Below are 17886 nucleotides of genomic sequence, written 5' to 3' on the forward strand. Positions count from 1 at the left end.
CAAAACAGAGCCAACGAACTAACTTAGAGTGATATTTGTGATCAGTGTCAACGAAAAGGGATTAGATATAATCGATGAGATGCTCGACTGGGAAGAAGAACTCAATGTCCAGTCCTTTGAGCTTGGAAACGGGGCTACGGTCATTGACTGTGGCGTTAAGATGCAAGGTGGTTATGATGCGGGTCTGTACCTTTCCCGCCTATGTCTTGCTGATCTTGCAGACATAAGCTACACAAAATTCGATCTGAACGGCTTGCCAGTGCCTGCCATACAGGTAGCTACCGATCATCCGGTCGTAGCATGTATGGGTTCACAGTATGCCGGCTGGAGAATATCAGTAGGAAAATACTTTGGAATGGGTTCAGGTCCTGCCAGAGCTCTTGGACTCAAGCCAAAAGAACTTTATGAGGAAATAGGCTACAAGGATGACTCCGAATTTGCGGTCCTGGTCATGGAATCTTCTGCACTTCCAACAGAAGAGGTAGTGGAGTATATAGCAAAACACTGCAATGTGGATGCTGAGAATGTATATATCGCCGTTGCACCTACAGCTTCGATTGCCGGCAGTGTGCAGATATCTGCAAGGGTCGTAGAGACCGGTATACACAAACTGGAGTCAATAGGATTCGATATCAATACCATAAAGAGTGGTTTCGGAGTAGCCCCCATTGCACCTATAGTGGGTGACGATACAAAATGCATGGGATCTACCAATGACTGTATCATCTACTGTGGCGAGACTTATTACACAGTAGAATATGGAGATGATGAGCAACTGGCCGATTATGTGAAAAAGGCACCTTCTACAACATCACGTGATTACGGTAAACCGTTCTTTAACACATTCAAAGAAGCCGGCTTTGACTTCTTCAAGGTTGATGCAGGCATGTTTGCTCCTGCAAAGATAACAATAAATGACAAGAAGACACAGAAATCATTTACAAGCGGCCGTATCAATCCGGGCATTCTGCTCGATTCATTTGGAATAAAGGAAGTATGATATCTTCGACCCCGGGGTGCAACCTATCAGGTTGTACCTTTTTTGGAGATCAATCATGAAGCTCATAAGTACATCCAAAGGTATAGGCGGTCAGCTTGCTTTTTTAAGGGAACTAGTAAAAGGTTCCTAAAGCATTATTCTTATGGTTTCCCCAGGATTTTGTACACCTTTTGCCGAAATTCTCGCATACGGGTCAGATGAAAAGTTAATGGCATACGTGATCTTTACATGATCTTAGCATCAATCACCACATGCCATACACCTGGCGAATATTTTTTGATCCTTCTGGTCTCTACAATCTCAACTTCTTTTCCAATTTCCAGAGCAGCTTCCCGTATCCTGTTCACAGGCCTTTCGAACACAAGTCTTTCAGGAGTTGTTTCATGGTAATGCAAAATGCCACCTTCAGGCTTCAGAGCCTTGATCCCTTTAAAAAGATAGTTGTGAGTTGTTCCCACGTAACCCATGATGACCCTGTCAGCCACACCTTCAGGTGTAACAATGGCGCAGTCTCCAAGTATGGGTTCGACAAGACTTTTCACATGGTTCAAACGGATGTTTTCCTGCAGATAACTAAAAGATACCGGATTTAGTTCGATGGATATGATCTTTTTGGGTGAAGAGTGTACTGCAATGGGTATAGAGAAATACCCTATACCGGCAAACATATCAACAACAACCTCATCATGTGCAACTACGCTCATTAGTTTCTTTTCAGCCAGGTTACCTTTTGAGAACATCACTTTTGCCACATCCAGCTTGAAAGTGCAGCCATTCTCTTTATGTGTGGTCTCAGTACCATGGCCTGCTATGACCTCTCTGGTTGGCAGCCTTAAAGCCCCCTGTATGCCTTTATCCTTTACAACACAGCTACATCTGGGATACATTTGCAGCAGTTTTTCGCCGATAAGCATTTTTCTGTGTTCCAGATCTTCAGGGATGGTCACTATAATCACAGTACCGATAACCTGCCAGCCTGCAGGCACCTTTACAAGTTCTTGGACAGGCATTTCATTTGCAAGCAGTTCTTTAAGGGACTTGTTAGGCGTGTAAATCTCTGGCATTTGGTCGTTGAAGCATGTGTATCCCTTAACCTTTTCAGTTACAGGCAAAAGCAAGTATTTTTTTCCGTTTTCGGTGGTCTTTCTGATCTTCCGATCCATATCCAGAACTTTGCTCTCCAGTAGCCATGTCCTTATAGCCTCTGCCTCTTCAATAGGCACGCAAATAATGAGATCTTGTTCAATTTGCATATCAGTAACCATCATTTATTGTATGGTCCAGGGTTCAGTGAATAGTTACCCCGGAATCTATTCGACTATTAGCTAACGTTTATATAGATTTATTGTTATCTAATGTACTATGAACGACAGCGACCGAACTGCTCTTTTTTCTAACGGAAATGGTTTTGTCGCATTGAACAGTCCTGTAAAGATCGAGATACTAGATTTCTTAAAAGTTTCCACACGTTCCTTTGATGAGATCGTGAAACATACGGGAAAAGCTAAATCCACGATTTCAGTACATCTTAACGACCTGAGGTCCTTCGGACTTGTAGAAGAGGAGTGTGACCAGAATGATAAACGCCGTAAGGCATATCACCTTAAATGTGAGCACATGGCCCATTCTCAGCCTCCTATTCTTAGGCACTATAAAAATGTTCTGGAAACATTAGCTTCTCCACAGCTCGAAAAACATGGATGTTTCAAATGTTTTTTCCGTGCCATACAGTTTGGCTTTGATGCCCATGGAATTAACAGCGATCCCATTATGAGAAAAATAGGCAGGGATATAGGTACAAGCATATCCTCTAATTTCACTTCAAAGGACATTAAGTTTCTTGTGCAGGAATTAGCCGAATTCTGGAAACGGTATCAGATGGGTACTATGTATCTGGTGAACAGTGAGCCTTTGGTAATAGCTGTAGAGAAATGTTTCGATTACAAGCTCATATCGACAATAGGAAAGAACCTGTGCTCTTTTACAGAAGGTATTATCGAAGGCACAATAGTCCACTCGCTAAACATCTCTTGCTGTGTACAGGAAATCGAATGCTGCGGCAATGGAAAAGAAAGATGCCTTTTTATTGTGCATTTTCTGAACAAGTGATAATATTTCTCATATAGAACCTATTATCACTCCGAGTTCCGAAGGTACTAACCTTCCAATGGCAGCAACTATGCCAGGCCCATCGGTAGTTTCCCTGCAAACAATAGCATGCTCCATTATCCCCAATCTTTCGGTGCCGTATATATCCCTTGCATGTCCGGTTCTTTTTATTGCAGCTTTAAGCTCTGACCGTGTGATATTATTTGCTGTAACCCTGTCGTGTCCGGCTTTTTTCCATTGCCACCAGATATCCGCCTGATATTTGCTGAACTTACCCTGTAACTTAGATGGATCATTCATGATCTCTATTTCTACAGGCAGATATCTTATCATGCCAAAACGTGCGGCTATCTGTCGGGCACTTCCTATTCCCAGATATTGCATGTTCTCAGAAGCTATGGATACTTTTGTGCCTATATCCACGACGATCCGGTCTTCTTCAATAGCATCAATAAACCCTTTGTATACATTCCCTTCCTCAGGGATGGATGTTGGTGTGCCATATTGTCTTATAAGGAGATTGCTTGCGAACTCTTCATCTTCCCCTTCGATTTCAACGACAGTCCATCTATCTTCTGAAACGGTGATCATGGCCTTGACAGCCAGTTCCTTCAGTTCATTTGCAATAGTGACAGAAATAGTATCTACAGTTTTTTTTTCGTTACCATAGACCTTTATACATAATGTGATCTTGTTCATATCTTTTGATCTCTTACTGATTTATAAGTGACTCTAGAAGCTCCTTTGTCTCAATAAAGTACTCCAGTGTAGCATCGTCGATAGCGTGACACTCCTGCATAACGTTCTCGATCTTCTTGAGGTCCCTTTTGAAAGGTCCCAGTCTTCTTATAACGGTTTCCCTGTCTGCTCCACCAATAACCAGTTCATTATAAATGGAAATAGTAGTATCGTTCAGCCTTTTGATCTTTTCGCATATATCTTGATTCTGCTCATGATCTGTAAAGACCTCTTGTCTTTTGCCGGCCAGATCTTCAATATTTTCATCCTCAGCAGGGCCAAGTCCTTCAGGCAGTTCTCCTTCCAGTGCAATAATGAGATTTTTGAGAGCTTCCACTACCTTAAAACCTGATTCGGTAAGCTCCACATATTTAACCCTTCCTTCCATGGTAAATTTGACCAATCCATATTCTTCCATTTTCGAGAGGATCTTCGTTGTATGTGCAAAAGTAGAATTGATCTCTTTAGTGATCACAGAAGCATACGTTTTCTGGAAGGACCAGATAGCAAGGAGTGCCAATGTTGGTTTTTCCTGAAGGAATAGTTGCTCAGCATATTCTTTAGCCATAATTTTTCTCTCTTTTTATGATTGGTCCTGCGAATTAGAAGAGAATTATCCCACAAATTCTATCTATTTTATTGTATATTACTTTATGTAAGTATACCCATGTGAAGATATTTATATTTATCGAAATCTTCTCAGAATGTCTAATATTTCCTTTAGTCCTGCATTAGTTTTAAAAGATGTTCCGCTGAAATGTGTCCTTGAAGCCTTGAATCCATCTCCTGTTAACTCCTTAAGCAGCTCTTCCATGGGCATGGCAGATATCCCCAGTTTTTTTGTAAGAAGGTGCTGATCATAAAAGGTAGGTATATCCAGTTCATTCCTGCACAGCTCAACTATCTTTACTGCATATTCTTTTTTCCCAAGTTCCCTATTAGTTAGCTGCACCAGCACCGAGTCACAAAATTCCCTGTTGTGCAGAGGGCCAAGCCATAATGGACCTGCAATACTTGTCTCTTCGCCACATAGCTCACATTTTTCAGGTATATGCACTGCCATTCCATAATGGACCGACCTGGCCGTACATTTAGTGCAATGAGCTATAAAACCCAGATCCTTTAAGCATTTATCTGTCTTATTTGCACCTTTTTTTACTTCAAGATATGCCCGCACATAATGTCTGGTGGCATGGCAGAACATCGGGTGCATGGCTTTCTCATGTCTTGCGAGGTCTCTTGCTATCATACCAAGCATGATGCGCAATCCCATTTCACTGTGATATTCCACGTTCAAAGGTACAGCACTGTATTTCCGGATACCTGAGTTAAGGTGTGCTCCACACAGGGGTGCAGTATCCGTAGCTGTGACAGCAAGCATATTTATGACTGAACTCGATGCAGCATCAAGGTAAGTAGTTGGTGATCCAAAAGGATCTATATCCACTATATTATATCGTTCTTTATGCAACAATGCATTAGCATTTCCAAGACATATTCTCACTTTATCCGTAAGATCATTGATTGCTGCATTTTCCTTTATCAGAGTGTATGCCTCTTCGCTCCAGTCATTAAGTGTGACATTAAGGCCTACCTCTTTTGCGATCCGGAGTCCTCGAATACCTGAAGCTGAAAGTGCATCCACATAGGTGATCTCCGACATTTCAAGATGTCTGCGGGAAGACATGATCTGCGAAAAAGCAGCAATTGAAGCCACTGACAGATCACGGTTCAGTTCCATTTCCGGATTATAGAAAACACTTGCAGAAGAGATGGAAAGCTGCCCGTCATCCGGAACCGGAGGGACCAATGCCCGGGTACCACCTTCTTGAATAGTCCTGGTCTTCATCGGTCCCAATCGAATGATTGTTATTATTTAACTATGATGGTCCCGCTCATTCTGGGGAAAGCCAGAATACTGTAATTGTACGTGCCTGTTTCATTAAATGTATAACCGAAAGCTTGCCTGTAACCTATAGATCTATTCTCCCAAAGGCCATTTTCACTCACAAGAGTGAAGGCTCTGACGGGATCATTAAAATTGATCCAGAACACAGTATCTTCAGTTGCCACTTGCAGGGTACTGGGGGTGGAGAGGAATTTTTCCAGGCGTATGGTATAAGTTCGCGGTGCTCCCGTATCAATAACCTGTGGCCCCTGGGTCACAGTGCCTTCAGCAGGCACATTAACTGCTGGCTGCTCTGGAGTGGTAGTATCATTTTGTTCCGTTACGTCGGGGGATGCATCACTTTCATTTACGGCAATGACATCACCGGTACCATTTTCATCGATAGTGGTATTTTCATCGACAGTATCATTTACACCATCTGTTACATTCACTTCACCATCTGTTACATTGTCGCCGGTACAGCCAGACAACACGACAGCAGACAGTACAAACAATAAAGCTAGAACTTTTAATTTCATCCCTGTCACCTGTGTATACATTAAAAGCCGTTACCTAATAAACTTTCACTTCAAAAGTGCAGAAGTTGGACTTCGATCTTATTTTTCTGTTCATCCTCTTTCATCTCTATAAGTGCGGCATATCCCGAAGCTGCCATACCAGGGTTTACAACTACAGTGCCTTTTGCTCTTACCACCCCTCTTGCCTCGTGTATGTGCCCGCATACAATAAGTTTCACCCTTCCTATTAAAGCTGAGAAAGATGTGCATCCTACATGCCCGGATGGGATCTCGTCCAGAACTCCATATGGAGGAGCATGAGTAAGCAAAACTGTATCCATTTTATCATTTTCTGCAGCTACAATCATTTCTTCGATACCGGATCCGATATCGCACTCCTGCATCTCGAAAGGTGTACAGAAAGGAGTTGGATTGGAACCTCCTGAACCTATAAATACTGTATCGTTTACCGTGTAGGACTTATGATGGAGGTTCACTGCCTTTGAACTGTCAAGCACGTCAAGTATAGAAGGATGGTCACAGTTCCCGGGCACCGCCAGCACAGGTACGTCGAAAAGCTCGAAAAGTTCCAGTGCTTTCTCATCGGGTCCAAAATTAGTAATATCTCCTGCCACAAGGGCAAGATCAATTTGACCGGCTTGTTCCAGAAGACCTTTTATCTTCAGATAGTTTCCATGAGGATCAGCAATTGCGAAAATTCTCACTGCCGAAGCACCTCTGCATAGATTGACATTTCTCAGTTCACCTTTTTGTTCTTTTTATATTTTCGTTTTAGAAGGATCTGTCGCCTCCCAGCATTCCACCGATGACTTTGCCACCTATACCACCTATACCACTAGATTCATCATGGCTCTGGTATCTTGCTGCTGCCATTATTCTGTCAGCAAGCCTGGAGAATGGCAGGCTCTGCAGGAATACTTTTCCAGGACCTTTAAGAGTTGCAAGTACCACGCCTTCACCTCCGAAAAGTGCATTCTTGAACCCCCCTACAAAACCGATGTTATAGTCAATGCTTTCAGCAAAAGCGCATATACAACCGGTGTCAACTCTTATTACTTCTCCTGCTTTAAGGTCACGCTCTATGATCGTTCCACCTGCATGGACAAAAGCCAGGCCATCGCCTTTTAGCTTCTGAAGGATAAAACCCTCGCCTCCAAAAAGTCCTGCTCCGAGCTTCTTCGTGAAAGTTATTTCAATTTCTATCCCCTTTGCTGCACAGAGGAAAGAATCTTTCTGGCAGATAAAACCCCCTCCCAGTTGAGCGAGGTCAAGACAAATGATCTTCCCCGGATACGGAGCTCCGAAGGCTATATAGCCTTTACCTTCTCCTTCGTGCGTAAAATTAGTAATAAAGAAACTCTCACCTGTGACAGCTCGTTTAAGACCCTTCAATAAGCCTCCACCTGTAGAAGTTTCCATTTTGATCCCTGGTCCCATGTACATCATGGCACCTGCTTCTGCCCTTACGCTCTCTCTGGGGTCCAGCTCTATCTCTACAAGTTGCATATCGTTACCAATTATTTTATAATCGATAATATCCGCCATATTCATCTCTCCTTTTATTAATCTCAGGTCTTTAGCGATACTATATACAGTAATGTATAGCTGAAAACTTGAATTCTTTATGTTATTAATGTATAGTTTTAGCTGACGCAAAGATAAAAACTTAATTATATCAGGTGTGCATAAGTGACAAGGTGAGATCATCCATGGAGGAAAAAAGGGCAGTTCTTAAAGAAAATGTAAGTATGATCGCTCGGAGTTATCATGGTGTCCTTCTGGATGAACTTCGTGCAAAAACCTATGCACAAAAAACGCCTACACTTGATTTTAGCACTCGTCTTAATCCCAAAGGTAATGTTTTCCAGTGTCAAAACGATATTCTGGATCTGCATGATCTGATGCATGCTTCCGGGGACCATATATGTCAATACCCGGATAACAGATACCTGGAATTCAGAAATGCTGCAGCAGGCTTTATAGGAAAAGGCCTGACACATTCAAATATTATACCAGGCAGCGGGACATGTGAGATCATAAGACTTGTTTTGGGATGCACACTTGAAAAAGGGGACATTGTGCTTGTTCCATTCCCATCTCCTCCGGAGTACATCCGGAATTCTATATTATTCGGGGCACGTGTGATACCTCTTCCTCCTCATGAACTGCTGCTGGCAGAGGATACTGTCTTGTCATGTGCCAGAGTCATACTGTTATCAAATCCTGGTAACCCCGGAGGTCGCCTTATTTCCAAGAAGGAATTAAGGCTCTTTGCACAGAGGTGTGCAGAAAACAGGACACTGCTCATTGTGGATGAATCCTGTATTGAACTATCTGATCCATCCCAGACCCTGGCAGGCCATGTATTCGATAATGATTTTATTGTCGTCGTTCGTTCCATAGCTCATGCGTTTGCCATTCCGGGACTTGCAGCTGCATATGGCATAGCTTCCGAAAAATTAGCCCAGCTTCTTGATAATGTTCGCTTTCCATGGAGCATTGGCGCACATTCGGACGTATTGTGCACGGCTGTGCTCAATATGGAAGGAGGCACCAATTCAAGGTACCTGGAAGAATCCAGGGAGCTCATAAGATCTCAGCGTAATTATATGATCAAACGCATAGGGCGTATCCATGGTTTTTCCCCACAGTCCTCGGATGCAAATTATCTTCTTGTGGACCTCAAAGATCTTTTCATGGATGCACGCACTCTTACAGAAAATCTTGCATTAAAAGGCTTTCTGATAAGGGATTGTAGTGCCTTCTTCCAGGCAGAGAAGCAGTTTGTGAGGATCGGCCTGCATCTACAGGAGGATGGTGATAGTCTTCTGAAGGCTATAGGCGAGGTTCTTACTGAAACCAGTAAGGAGGGTGCAAGGGAGCGGCTGGAAGTTACTATTGAAACTGCTGCGACTGGAGACGCTTCTGCCAGCAGGGGCACATGCCAGTATTATCCCTGTCATTTTGAGGAACAGGATTGTACTTTCTGTTTTTGTCCCTTCTATGCCTGTGAGGACGTACGCACCGGAGGCAAGTGGATAGTGGCATCCAGCGGTAATAAAGTATGGAGTTGTGAGAACTGTACCTACATACATCAGTCAAGGTTATCCCGCCAGATACTTGATATCCTTATGGAAGAAGGCGATACAGAGGATAACATAAAGAAGGCTTGGGATTTAATAATAAAACCTTTGCTATAATTAATGTTATCTTTCTGACATACAAAAATAAAGCAACAAAAGCTTAACACAACTTTAATTTAATTGGGTTAAGCTTAATTGAATAACTTAATATAGGTCTTGTTGCCTAAAAAAAAGCGATAACTGTGTCAAGACAAACAAAATTTATCCCGGTCAGAGAACATCTGCTAAAGGTCCAGCCATGTAAACACGGAGGTCTGGTGAAGAAAACATCCCAGCAATACGGCATACCGGAATCCCAACTACTGGATGCAAGTGCCAGTCTTAACCCATACGGTACTCCTTTTGATCATCCATACACCGGGCTTGATATGGACAATATATTACATACTGCCCTTAAGAGGATGGGGCAATACCCTGACAATCGTTACCTGGAATTCAGGGATGCAGCAGCCCGTTTCATAGGGAAGGGCATGACAGCGGAAAATATAATCCCAGGCAATGGTTCCTCAGAGATAATCCGCCTGGTGGCAGAGACGGTTATAGAGAAAGAAGATATAGTACTCATTCCATCTCCTACTTTCAGCGAATATGAACAGCAATGCAGCATATTCGGAGCTGAGGTCCGATACATTGAGCAGGAGATGCTTCCGGATGTCCCCGTTGAGATCTTAAAGGGGGCCAGGCTTCTTTTCGTGTGTAATCCCAATAATCCCACTGGCAGATTATTCTGCCGGGAAGAACTCGAGGCCCTCATTGACAAATGCCGGGATAACAATGTGGTCCTTTTTGTTGATGAAGCTTTTATAGAACTGGCTGATCCTTCACAGACCATTGTGGACCTGGTGGAAGCCAATGATCATCTGTTCATCCAGCGTTCCCTTACCAAGGCATTTGCTATCCCTGGCATCAGAATGGGCTTTGGTGTCGCTTCTGTAAAGATAGCAACATTGCTTAATAATGCACGGCTTTCCTGGAACCTGGGATGCGTGGCAGAAGAGGTAAGCACTGTGCTTATGAATATGGAAGGCGGATGTTATAGCCGTTATCTTGTGGAATCCAGGGAAATGATATCCAGAGAGAGGGAGTTCCTTATGCAAAAACTGGAACGCCGTGGATTTAAGCCCCTTGAAAGCACTGTTAACTTTATTTATGTGGATATAAGCGATCTGTCCATGGATTCCACAGAATTGACCGAAAGGATGTCAGCTCACGGTGTACTGATAAGGGATTGCAGTTCTTTCCAGGATATTGGAAAACATCATATACGCATAGCCGTACGCACAAGAGAGGAAAATGAGCGGATAATGGACTGCATAAGACAGGTCATTCAGGAATGGGGAAGAGAACAGGCAATCCTTTATCTGGAGCGCAATCTGGCAAAGGCCAGGGAGAAAGGGCCACTGGGAAGCAACAGGGAATGCAATTACTATCCTTGCCATTTTGAAGGACAGGACTGTACTTTTTGTTTCTGCCCTTTCTATCCGTGTCAGGATGAGCGTACAGATGGTAAGTGGATAACCGGTTCAAGTGGTAATGATGTATGGAGCTGTCTGGAATGCAGGCTGGTGCATGAATCCAATGTGATTGAAAAGATGTTGTCGGTGCTCACTGCCGAGGGCTGTACTGAGGAAGGGCTTAAGAAGGCATGGTCAAAGGTCATGGAGCCTATATTATGTTCTTCACGATAGCTACACTCGATCTGATCGTTGTACTGCTCCTGGCTTTTATCATTGATCTGGTACTAGGGGAGCCACCTTTTGCCATACATCCTGTTGTATGGATAGGCAATCTTATATCATTTTTTAAGCGCAGGGCGCCTTTAGCAAATAGAAGGCTCTATGGTATCTTTATGGCATTGTGTTGCATTCTCTTCGCTGCTTTTATTGGTATTGTTGCTACTTTGATACTAGATACTGAAAGCATACCTGCATTGATCCGATATCTTGTGGCAGCCTGGTTCCTGAAGATGACCTTTGCCATACGCTGCCTTATGGATGCCGGTAAAGAAGTGTATGAAAAACTTGCGGTAGGTGATCTGGATGAAGCAAGGAAGAAACTGTCCATGTATGTGAGCAGGAACACTTCGCAATTAACTGAAGAGCAGGTATCATCTGCAGTGATCGAGACATCATCTGAGAACTTCGTTGATGGTATACTTTCTCCGTTGTTCTACTTTGCGTTATTCGGACCGCTGGGGATAATAGCAGCATACGTATTCAAAGCCACCAGTACCCTTGATTCCATGGTGGGTTACAAGGATCCCCAATACCTGCATCTTGGCTGGTTCTCTGCAAGGTTCGATGATATATTGAACTGGATACCTGCCCGTCTTTCTTTGTTACCCATATCCATAGCTGCTGTTATACTAAGCCTGATTCCAGCCTTTTCAAGATCTCTTGATCCGGTGAATACCGTCAGGTACTCCATTAAGGATGGGAGAAAAACCCCGTCACCCAATTCCGGTTATCCGATGGCGGCTTTTGCAGGAGCTATGAGTATTCGCCTTGAGAAACCCAAAGTGTATGTGCTGGCAGCAGAGAATCCTTATCCTAAGTTCTTTCACATTAAACTTACACGCAGCCTTGTTCTGAGCTCTTCTTTGATCTCTGTGCTGATGTGCGCTTCCTTGCTTTACATTATTATGGATCGTTTCTATGTATTATATTAAAGCCTGACCAAAGTGATGAGTATGAAACTATCAGATATCAAAAATACCGATATGAAAAAAGACCAGTCAAAGGAACTGGAAGGTGATGTGACCGTAGATATAAGGGATATTCTTAAGGAAGAGGGTATCACTGTAAAGATGCTTATCGATACGGCACTTGAGCTATATGTTCCACATCCCGGGATAGAGACAAGGGAAAAGGCAGAAGAAGTGTTTTTGCGGGAACTGGATCTGGCCTTGTCCGATCCGAACCTTTGTCTTCTCATATATGCCGGTATACTGCTGGAAAAAGAAGGACGCAGAGGTCATCTTCCTAACATCAGCAGAAAATCCTATGAAGGAGACCTTACTTTCATAATAGCTGACGAAGTTATTGGGATGAGTATTTCCAGGTACATCAGTGGTGACAAGGGCACTTTTGAATTTGTAAGGTTCGATAAGCAAAAACCGGGCATTCTTTCAAAGCTAGGTCCTTTCATGGACGATGTCATAGGCGGGCTTATTGGTGGTGTTTCCGCAAACATGTATACCAGGAGCATGGCAGACCTCGGTGCAAATAAGGAAGACAAAAGCGATAAAAATAACAAAAGTAGTGATAATAGTGGTGTGATCGCAGGATGAACGATTTCTTTCTGGCATTAAGGTCCGGTTTTGGTTTTCTCTCCACTGTTCCGGTAGGATTGACAATGGAGGGTCTGGACGAGTTCTTCAAGCGGACCTATTTGCATATTCTCGTAGGTGCTGTGTTAGGTTTACTTATGGGTATGTTCGCTTTCTTGGCCATGATGACATTGCCACAGCAGATAAGCGCTATATTGATAGTCATCTTTGTATACTATCTTACAGGTCTTAACCATCTTGATGGACTTGCAGATTTCGGAGATGGTGTAACTGCTCATGGATCGTTGGAAAAGAAGATCCGTGCTCTTAAGGATGTTGCACTTGGCATAGGAGGTGTAGGATTCTGTGCAATGGGTATTCTGGCATTATATGCCTCGATCGTTTGCCTTCAATCAGAAGCCGTTATATTGGCTAATAGTAGTATGCGGACTGCCGCTGCTATCCTGCTGTCCTCCATACTGATAGCAGAAATATCTGCTATGCAGTGCATGCTCACAATAGCAGCCTTCGGTAAGTCTATCCATGAAGGATTGGGTTCTATTCTGGTACAGAATACGACTATCCCGAAATATGTTGTGGGACTATCGGGTTCAGTTGTAATATGTGCTATCGCCCTGCAGCCTTTCGGACTTTGGTATGGAGGACTTATTGCCCTTATAGCTGCTATCATTTCAGCATTTGTCGTATTGAACATCAGTAACAGGCATTTTGGCGGGATGAACGGGGATGTGATCGGCACTTCCAACGAGGTAGGGAGAACTATCGCTCTTATAACTATTGTATTGATATTGAGCTATCATAACGGAGGGATTCCATGGATGCTATAATTATGGCCGGAGGTTTGGGGAGCAGGCTTGGTATGGGGGAGAAGCCCTGTGTGAGTTTGCTGGACAAACCGTTGATAACTTATGTTATAGACGCTTTGCACGAAGCTTCCGGGATAGACAAGGTATATGTTGCTGTATCCCCTGCCACTCCTCTGACACAGAGCTTCCTTAAGAAGAAGTATAATGGCGAGGTAAGATCTATCATGACCGGCGGAGGCAATTATGTAGGTGATATGATATATGCCGTAAAAGAGGCGGCTATAAATGCTCCTGTCATGATAATTATGGCCGATCTGCCATTGCTTAATGGTAAGCATATTGACTATGTTATCGAAGAATATGAAAAATGTGGGAAACCTGCAATGTCGGTTTTCTCTCCCCTGGCAGTATGTAAAGGCCTTTCAGTAAGGCCGGATACGGTCTTTAACTGGGGGGGTGAACTGATAGTGCCCAGTGGTGTAAATATCATTGATGGCAGTAATGTTGAGCAGGAACAGGATTATGAGAGTCTGGTGAGCCAAGAAGCTGCTTTTGCATTGAACATAAACCGTGCCGAAGATCTGCACAGATGCAAAGAGATAATAGAACAAAGACTATTATCCCGGTCATGATCTTCATTTTATATGATCAGTGAGGTATATGTGATGTCCACAGCAGGAAAAATAGTCTTGGCAGGGAAGGAATATTCTCTTGATACATTGAAGGTGATCACTGGACATTCGGTACTCAAAGACACCGGGTCAATATCCGATGAATTGCTTATTCTGTGCAGTGTGATAGATAATCCTTATCTTTTACCTTATTTTCTTGAGACTTTCTATTCAATGCAGCTTAGGGATGAGAATGCGTTCCATTTTGCCTTGCTCAGGATACAGGTCGATTCGCAACTGCGTATGAATGAGGATATCCAGAAGTATCAGCACCGCATGTATGCTGCAAGAACGCTGGAAAAATTGCTTTTCAATGAACTTCTGCTTGAGACACTTGCTGTCCAGGATATTATGGAGTGACATTTCTTTCAAAGGGTACATGCCCGTAAATGCATCTGTATTACGGTGATGAACTATCTTTTTTTCTTAAAACACAGAACAAAGCATTTAAATTGAATACCGCAATAGGTGAACATCTAATAATCATGCTTATGGAGACTTCCTATGTTAAAGGAGATCACAGGTCAATACAACGCAGGCGATATCGAATCCAAGATACATGTTTTCTGGGATGAGATCGATGCTTACTCAAAGGTACGCCAGCTCAGAAAGGGTGCAAAGCGTTTCTTTTTCGTGGACGGTCCACCATATACCACCGGCCACATACACCTAGGTACTGCATGGAATAAGATAATCAAGGATTCCATACTCAGGTACCGTTCAATGAACGATTATCATGTACTTGACCGTGCCGGGTGGGACATGCATGGGCTTCCCATAGAGGTAAAAGTGGAGGGGGTCCTTGGTTTTACGTCCAAGAAAGATATTGAGAAGTATGGCGTCGGTAATTTCATAGAAAAATGCAAGGAATTTGCCTTATTGCAGAAAGACGATATGACCCGCCAGTTCTACTCCCTGGGAGTATGGCTCAACTGGAAAGACCCGTATATGACACTGAGGGACGAGTATATCGAAGCTGCATGGTGGACTCTGAAGCAGGCTCAACAAAAGGACCTGCTCGAAGAGGGAAAAAGAGTGGTCAACTGGTGTCCCAGATGTGAAACCGCAATAGCGGATTCTGAAGTTGAATATGAGGAGCGTATAGATCCTTCTATCTATGTGAAGTTCCGGCTGAAGAATGAACCAGGTACATCGATAGTTATCTGGACCACAACTCCCTGGACCATACCATCCAATATTGCAGTGGCAGTGCAACCTTCATTTGAGTATTCAAAGGTAAAGGCTGTTACATCTTCCGGCGAAAGTGAGATCCTTATCATGGCCTCCTCGCTGGTCAAAGATGTGCTCAAAAAAGGCAGATATGCTGATTTCGAGATACTGGATACCATGCTGGGTGAAGACCTTACGACACTGGAATATGAACACCCGCTTGCAGACCAGATCCCCAAGCAGGCGCGTTTCAAGCATAATGTATATCTTGCAGATTTCGTAACAGCCGAGAACACGGGCTGTGTTCATATAGCTCCCGGGCATGGTATGGATGACTTTGAAGTAGGTATGAAACACGGACTTCCCATTTTCTGTCCGGTTGGGCCAGATGGCAGGTATACGGAAGAAGCTGGTGAATATACTGATATGCACATCAGGGAAGCTAATAAAGTTGTTGTGGAAAACCTCAAGGAAAGAGGTCTTCTGCTTGCAGAAGGTAGTATTTCCCACCGTTATGGACACTGCTGGAGATGTAAAACACCGATCATCTATCTTGCTACCCGCCAGTGGTTCCTGAAGATCTCGGAATTAAAGGAGCAGATGCTTTCAGAGATAGATAAGGTTGTCTGGTATCCGGAATGGGCAGGCTCAGCACGTTTCAGGGACTGGGTAGAAGGTGCAAGGGACTGGTGTATCTCAAGGCAGCGTTATTGGGGAATACCTATCCCGGTCTGGCGTTGTACAGAATGTGAACTTATAGATGTCATAGGCACCAAGCAGGAACTCCTTGAGAAGTCGGGTATGACAGAAGGGATAGAGCTGCACAGGCCCTATGTGGATTCCGTGACCCTTACATGCGAATGCGGCGGAAAGATGCGCCGTGTGGAGGATGTGTTCGATGTATGGTTCGATTCAGCTGTTGCTTCCTGGGCCACATTGAACTTCCCACATCAAAAGGACGAGCTTGAAAAATGGTGGCCTGCAGATTTCATCACCGAAGGTCATGACCAGACCAGAGGATGGTTCTATTCGCAGTTAGGCGCCAGCATGGTGGCCTTTGGCAAGGCGCCTTATAAGAGTGTGCTCATGCATGGTTTCACTCTGGATGTGGAAGGCAAGAAAATGTCCAAGAGCCTTGGCAATGTCGTGCATCCTTCGGAAGTTATCGGGAAGTTCGGTGCCGATACTTTGCGTGCTTACGTTTTATCATCCAGTGCACCCTGGGAAGACCTGAAGTTCAGCAAGGATGAGATAGCCAATATCCATCGGACGATCAATATTCTGTGGAACGTCTACCGTTTCCCCTTGCCCTATATGGCGCTGGATGCCTTTGATCCTTCTCAGGTATCACTGGAATCGGTGAAGCCACATATGCGCAGTGAGGACAGGTGGATACTTTCAAGGATGCAGTCTGTGATAAAATCAGTGGATTCTGCCATGGAGACATGTATGCTCCATAAGGCCATAAGGGCCATCAATGACTTTGTGCTTGAGGACCTTTCCCGCTGGTATATACAGCTTATAAGACCCAGGACATGGGTCGAGGCCAATGATCCGGACAAGATAGCCGTGTACAGGGTACTGTATGAGGTATTCACGACCATTACAAAAGTTATAGCTCCTTTCATGCCCCATCTTGCCGAAGAAATGTACCAGAACCTGGTATGCAATGTCTACAGTGACGCGCCTGAATCTGTACATATGAACGATTGGCCTGTACCTAATGAATCCCTTATAGATATGGACCTTGAACAGCAGATGAAACTTGCACGCTCCATTGTAGAGGCAGCTTCCAATGCCCGTCAGAAGGTCGGGCGTAAACTGAGATGGCCTGTGGGCAGGATAGTTTTGACCCCTCAGAATGAAACAGCGGTTTCAGCTGTCAATAATCTCAAAGAAGTGCTGATGGATCAGACCAATTCCAAGGATATTGTACTGACAGAAATTGGTGGTTCCTGGGATAAACTCGGGCTGAGTGCCGTACCCAACCCTGGTGCTATAGGACCGGTTTTCAAAGGCGATGCTGGAAAGGTCATAGCTGCTTTAAAAGAGATAGATGTCATTACATTGAAGAATAAACTTGCCTGCACTGAAGGGTACGAATTACAACTTGCTGACGGCAATATTGTGACGATAGCTCCGGATATGGTCAATTTCCAGGAAACACTGCCTGACCTGATTGCAAGTGCTTCATCATCTGCAGGTATTGTATATGTGGATGCAAAGCTTACAAGGGAATTGGAAGCAGAGGGTTATTCCAGAGAGGTCATTCGCCGGGTTCAGGATATGCGAAAGGAAATGGACCTTGCAGTGGAAGAGAACATCAAGGTCATTATCTGTATCGATGACGAGAGGGTGGTGGACCTGGTGCTAGATCTGGAACAATTGATAGCCAGCGAAGTGCGTGCAGATGTGCAGATCATAGGCTTTGATGTTGAGGTTAACGGAGACCTGGTCAAGGACTGGGATGTGGAAGGGATAGCAATGCACATTGGAATAGCCAGAAGCTGAGAGATTTAAGGAAAGACTATGC

General features: G+C 43.9%; 17 protein-coding genes. 10 read left to right on the forward strand and 7 right to left on the reverse strand.

From position 1 onward, the window contains the following. The first annotated feature begins 37 nt into the window (after positions 1 to 37). Positions 38 to 1000: a methenyltetrahydromethanopterin cyclohydrolase gene (gene mch / locus METHO_RS07280; protein WP_015324895.1), complete on the forward strand. Its 963-nt coding sequence runs from the start codon at positions 38 to 40 to the stop codon at positions 998 to 1000. Positions 1001 to 1224: 224 nt separating this feature from the next. On the opposite strand, the gene METHO_RS07285 is transcribed toward mch, so the two are convergent. Then, positions 1225 to 2253 (reverse strand): class I SAM-dependent methyltransferase, encoded by a 1029-nt coding sequence (locus METHO_RS07285; protein ID WP_048831280.1) that lies wholly within the window; start codon positions 2251 to 2253, stop codon positions 1225 to 1227. A gap of 109 nt (positions 2254 to 2362) precedes the next feature. Between METHO_RS07285 and METHO_RS07290 the strand changes: the two genes are divergently transcribed. Further along, positions 2363 to 3109, forward strand: coding sequence for an ArsR family transcriptional regulator (locus tag METHO_RS07290; protein WP_015324897.1), 747 nt, complete (start codon positions 2363 to 2365; stop codon positions 3107 to 3109). 9 nt (positions 3110 to 3118) lie between these two features. On the opposite strand, the gene METHO_RS07295 is transcribed toward METHO_RS07290, so the two are convergent. The 6 genes from METHO_RS07295 to METHO_RS07320 all read right to left on the reverse strand — a co-directional run bounded on the left by METHO_RS07295 (position 3119) and on the right by METHO_RS07320 (position 7819). Next, positions 3119 to 3808: a DUF2110 family protein gene (locus METHO_RS07295; protein ID WP_015324898.1), complete on the reverse strand. Its 690-nt coding sequence runs from the start codon at positions 3806 to 3808 to the stop codon at positions 3119 to 3121. A 13-nt stretch (positions 3809 to 3821) separates the two neighbouring features. Beyond that, positions 3822 to 4415 (reverse strand): MarR family winged helix-turn-helix transcriptional regulator, encoded by a 594-nt coding sequence (locus tag METHO_RS07300; protein ID WP_015324899.1) that lies wholly within the window; start codon positions 4413 to 4415, stop codon positions 3822 to 3824. Between the two features lie 117 nt (positions 4416 to 4532). After that, positions 4533 to 5696, reverse strand: coding sequence for a tRNA (guanine(10)-N(2))-dimethyltransferase (locus METHO_RS07305; protein ID WP_015324900.1), 1164 nt, complete (start codon positions 5694 to 5696; stop codon positions 4533 to 4535). Positions 5697 to 5719: 23 nt separating this feature from the next. Further along, positions 5720 to 6274, reverse strand: coding sequence for a hypothetical protein (locus METHO_RS07310; RefSeq protein WP_048831103.1), 555 nt, complete (start codon positions 6272 to 6274; stop codon positions 5720 to 5722). Positions 6275 to 6324: 50 nt separating this feature from the next. Next, entirely contained in the window at positions 6325 to 6978 is a 654-nt protein-coding gene (locus tag METHO_RS07315) for a metallophosphoesterase (RefSeq protein WP_015324902.1), read from the reverse strand. Between the two features lie 67 nt (positions 6979 to 7045). Beyond that, the gene (locus METHO_RS07320) at positions 7046 to 7819 is read right to left on the reverse strand and encodes a TIGR00266 family protein (RefSeq protein ID WP_015324903.1); all 774 of its coding nucleotides are present in this window, start codon (positions 7817 to 7819) and stop codon (positions 7046 to 7048) included. Positions 7820 to 7983: 164 nt separating this feature from the next. Between METHO_RS07320 and METHO_RS07325 the strand changes: the two genes are divergently transcribed. The 8 genes from METHO_RS07325 (at position 7984) to ileS (ending at position 17864) form a co-directional block, all read left to right on the forward strand. After that, positions 7984 to 9474, forward strand: a complete 1491-nt coding sequence (locus METHO_RS07325) for an aminotransferase class I/II-fold pyridoxal phosphate-dependent enzyme (protein ID WP_015324904.1) — start codon at positions 7984 to 7986, stop codon at positions 9472 to 9474. 125 nt (positions 9475 to 9599) lie between these two features. Next, a complete protein-coding gene (gene cobD / locus METHO_RS07330; protein ID WP_015324905.1) occupies positions 9600 to 11105 on the forward strand; it encodes a threonine-phosphate decarboxylase CobD in 1506 nt (501 codons plus the stop codon). Further along, positions 11063 to 12085 (forward strand): cobalamin biosynthesis protein, encoded by a 1023-nt coding sequence (locus METHO_RS07335; protein WP_245546260.1) that lies wholly within the window; start codon positions 11063 to 11065, stop codon positions 12083 to 12085. The genes cobD and METHO_RS07335 overlap by 43 nt, the downstream gene beginning before the upstream one ends. Positions 12086 to 12106: 21 nt before the next feature. Beyond that, positions 12107 to 12706, forward strand: coding sequence for an alpha-ribazole phosphatase CobZ (gene cobZ / locus METHO_RS07340; RefSeq protein ID WP_048831104.1), 600 nt, complete (start codon positions 12107 to 12109; stop codon positions 12704 to 12706). After that, positions 12703 to 13533 carry an adenosylcobinamide-GDP ribazoletransferase gene (gene cobS / locus METHO_RS07345; RefSeq protein ID WP_015324908.1) on the forward strand — a complete coding sequence of 277 codons (831 nt, stop codon included), beginning with the start codon at positions 12703 to 12705 and terminating at the stop codon, positions 13531 to 13533. Before cobZ ends, cobS begins: the two co-directional genes overlap by 4 nt. Next, a complete protein-coding gene (locus METHO_RS07350; RefSeq protein ID WP_015324909.1) occupies positions 13521 to 14144 on the forward strand; it encodes a GTP--adenosylcobinamide-phosphate guanylyltransferase in 624 nt (207 codons plus the stop codon). The genes cobS and METHO_RS07350 overlap by 13 nt, the downstream gene beginning before the upstream one ends. A 33-nt stretch (positions 14145 to 14177) precedes the next feature. After that, the gene (locus METHO_RS07355; protein ID WP_015324910.1) at positions 14178 to 14543 is read left to right on the forward strand and encodes a hypothetical protein; all 366 of its coding nucleotides are present in this window, start codon (positions 14178 to 14180) and stop codon (positions 14541 to 14543) included. Between the two features lie 144 nt (positions 14544 to 14687). After that, the gene (ileS, locus tag METHO_RS07360) at positions 14688 to 17864 is read left to right on the forward strand and encodes an isoleucine--tRNA ligase (RefSeq protein ID WP_015324911.1); all 3177 of its coding nucleotides are present in this window, start codon (positions 14688 to 14690) and stop codon (positions 17862 to 17864) included. Positions 17865 to 17886: the final 22 nt, after the last annotated feature.

The organism is Methanomethylovorans hollandica DSM 15978, from assembly GCF_000328665.1.
Classification (GTDB): Archaea; Halobacteriota; Methanosarcinia; order Methanosarcinales; family Methanosarcinaceae; genus Methanomethylovorans; species Methanomethylovorans hollandica.

What these genes read in the sequence shown, in the direction of transcription:
- METHO_RS07295 (WP_015324898.1), bottom strand. Translation starts at nt 3,808, where the DNA reads ATGAACAAGATCACATTATGTATAAAGGTCTATGGTAACGAAAAAAAA.
- METHO_RS07355 (WP_015324910.1), top strand. Translation starts at nt 14,178, where the DNA reads ATGTCCACAGCAGGAAAAATAGTCTTGGCAGGGAAGGAATATTCTCTT.
- METHO_RS07300 (WP_015324899.1), bottom strand. Translation starts at nt 4,415, where the DNA reads ATGGCTAAAGAATATGCTGAGCAACTATTCCTTCAGGAAAAACCAACA.
- cobS (WP_015324908.1), top strand. Translation starts at nt 12,703, where the DNA reads ATGAACGATTTCTTTCTGGCATTAAGGTCCGGTTTTGGTTTTCTCTCC.
- cobZ (WP_048831104.1), top strand. Translation starts at nt 12,107, where the DNA reads ATGAAACTATCAGATATCAAAAATACCGATATGAAAAAAGACCAGTCA.
- METHO_RS07290 (WP_015324897.1), top strand. Translation starts at nt 2,363, where the DNA reads ATGAACGACAGCGACCGAACTGCTCTTTTTTCTAACGGAAATGGTTTT.
- METHO_RS07325 (WP_015324904.1), top strand. Translation starts at nt 7,984, where the DNA reads ATGGAGGAAAAAAGGGCAGTTCTTAAAGAAAATGTAAGTATGATCGCT.
- METHO_RS07320 (WP_015324903.1), bottom strand. Translation starts at nt 7,819, where the DNA reads ATGGCGGATATTATCGATTATAAAATAATTGGTAACGATATGCAACTT.
- ileS (WP_015324911.1), top strand. Translation starts at nt 14,688, where the DNA reads ATGTTAAAGGAGATCACAGGTCAATACAACGCAGGCGATATCGAATCC.
- METHO_RS07310 (WP_048831103.1), bottom strand. Translation starts at nt 6,274, where the DNA reads ATGAAATTAAAAGTTCTAGCTTTATTGTTTGTACTGTCTGCTGTCGTG.
- METHO_RS07335 (WP_245546260.1), top strand. Translation starts at nt 11,063, where the DNA reads ATGGTCAAAGGTCATGGAGCCTATATTATGTTCTTCACGATAGCTACA.
- METHO_RS07305 (WP_015324900.1), bottom strand. Translation starts at nt 5,696, where the DNA reads ATGAAGACCAGGACTATTCAAGAAGGTGGTACCCGGGCATTGGTCCCT.
- METHO_RS07350 (WP_015324909.1), top strand. Translation starts at nt 13,521, where the DNA reads ATGGATGCTATAATTATGGCCGGAGGTTTGGGGAGCAGGCTTGGTATG.
- METHO_RS07285 (WP_048831280.1), bottom strand. Translation starts at nt 2,253, where the DNA reads ATGCAAATTGAACAAGATCTCATTATTTGCGTGCCTATTGAAGAGGCA.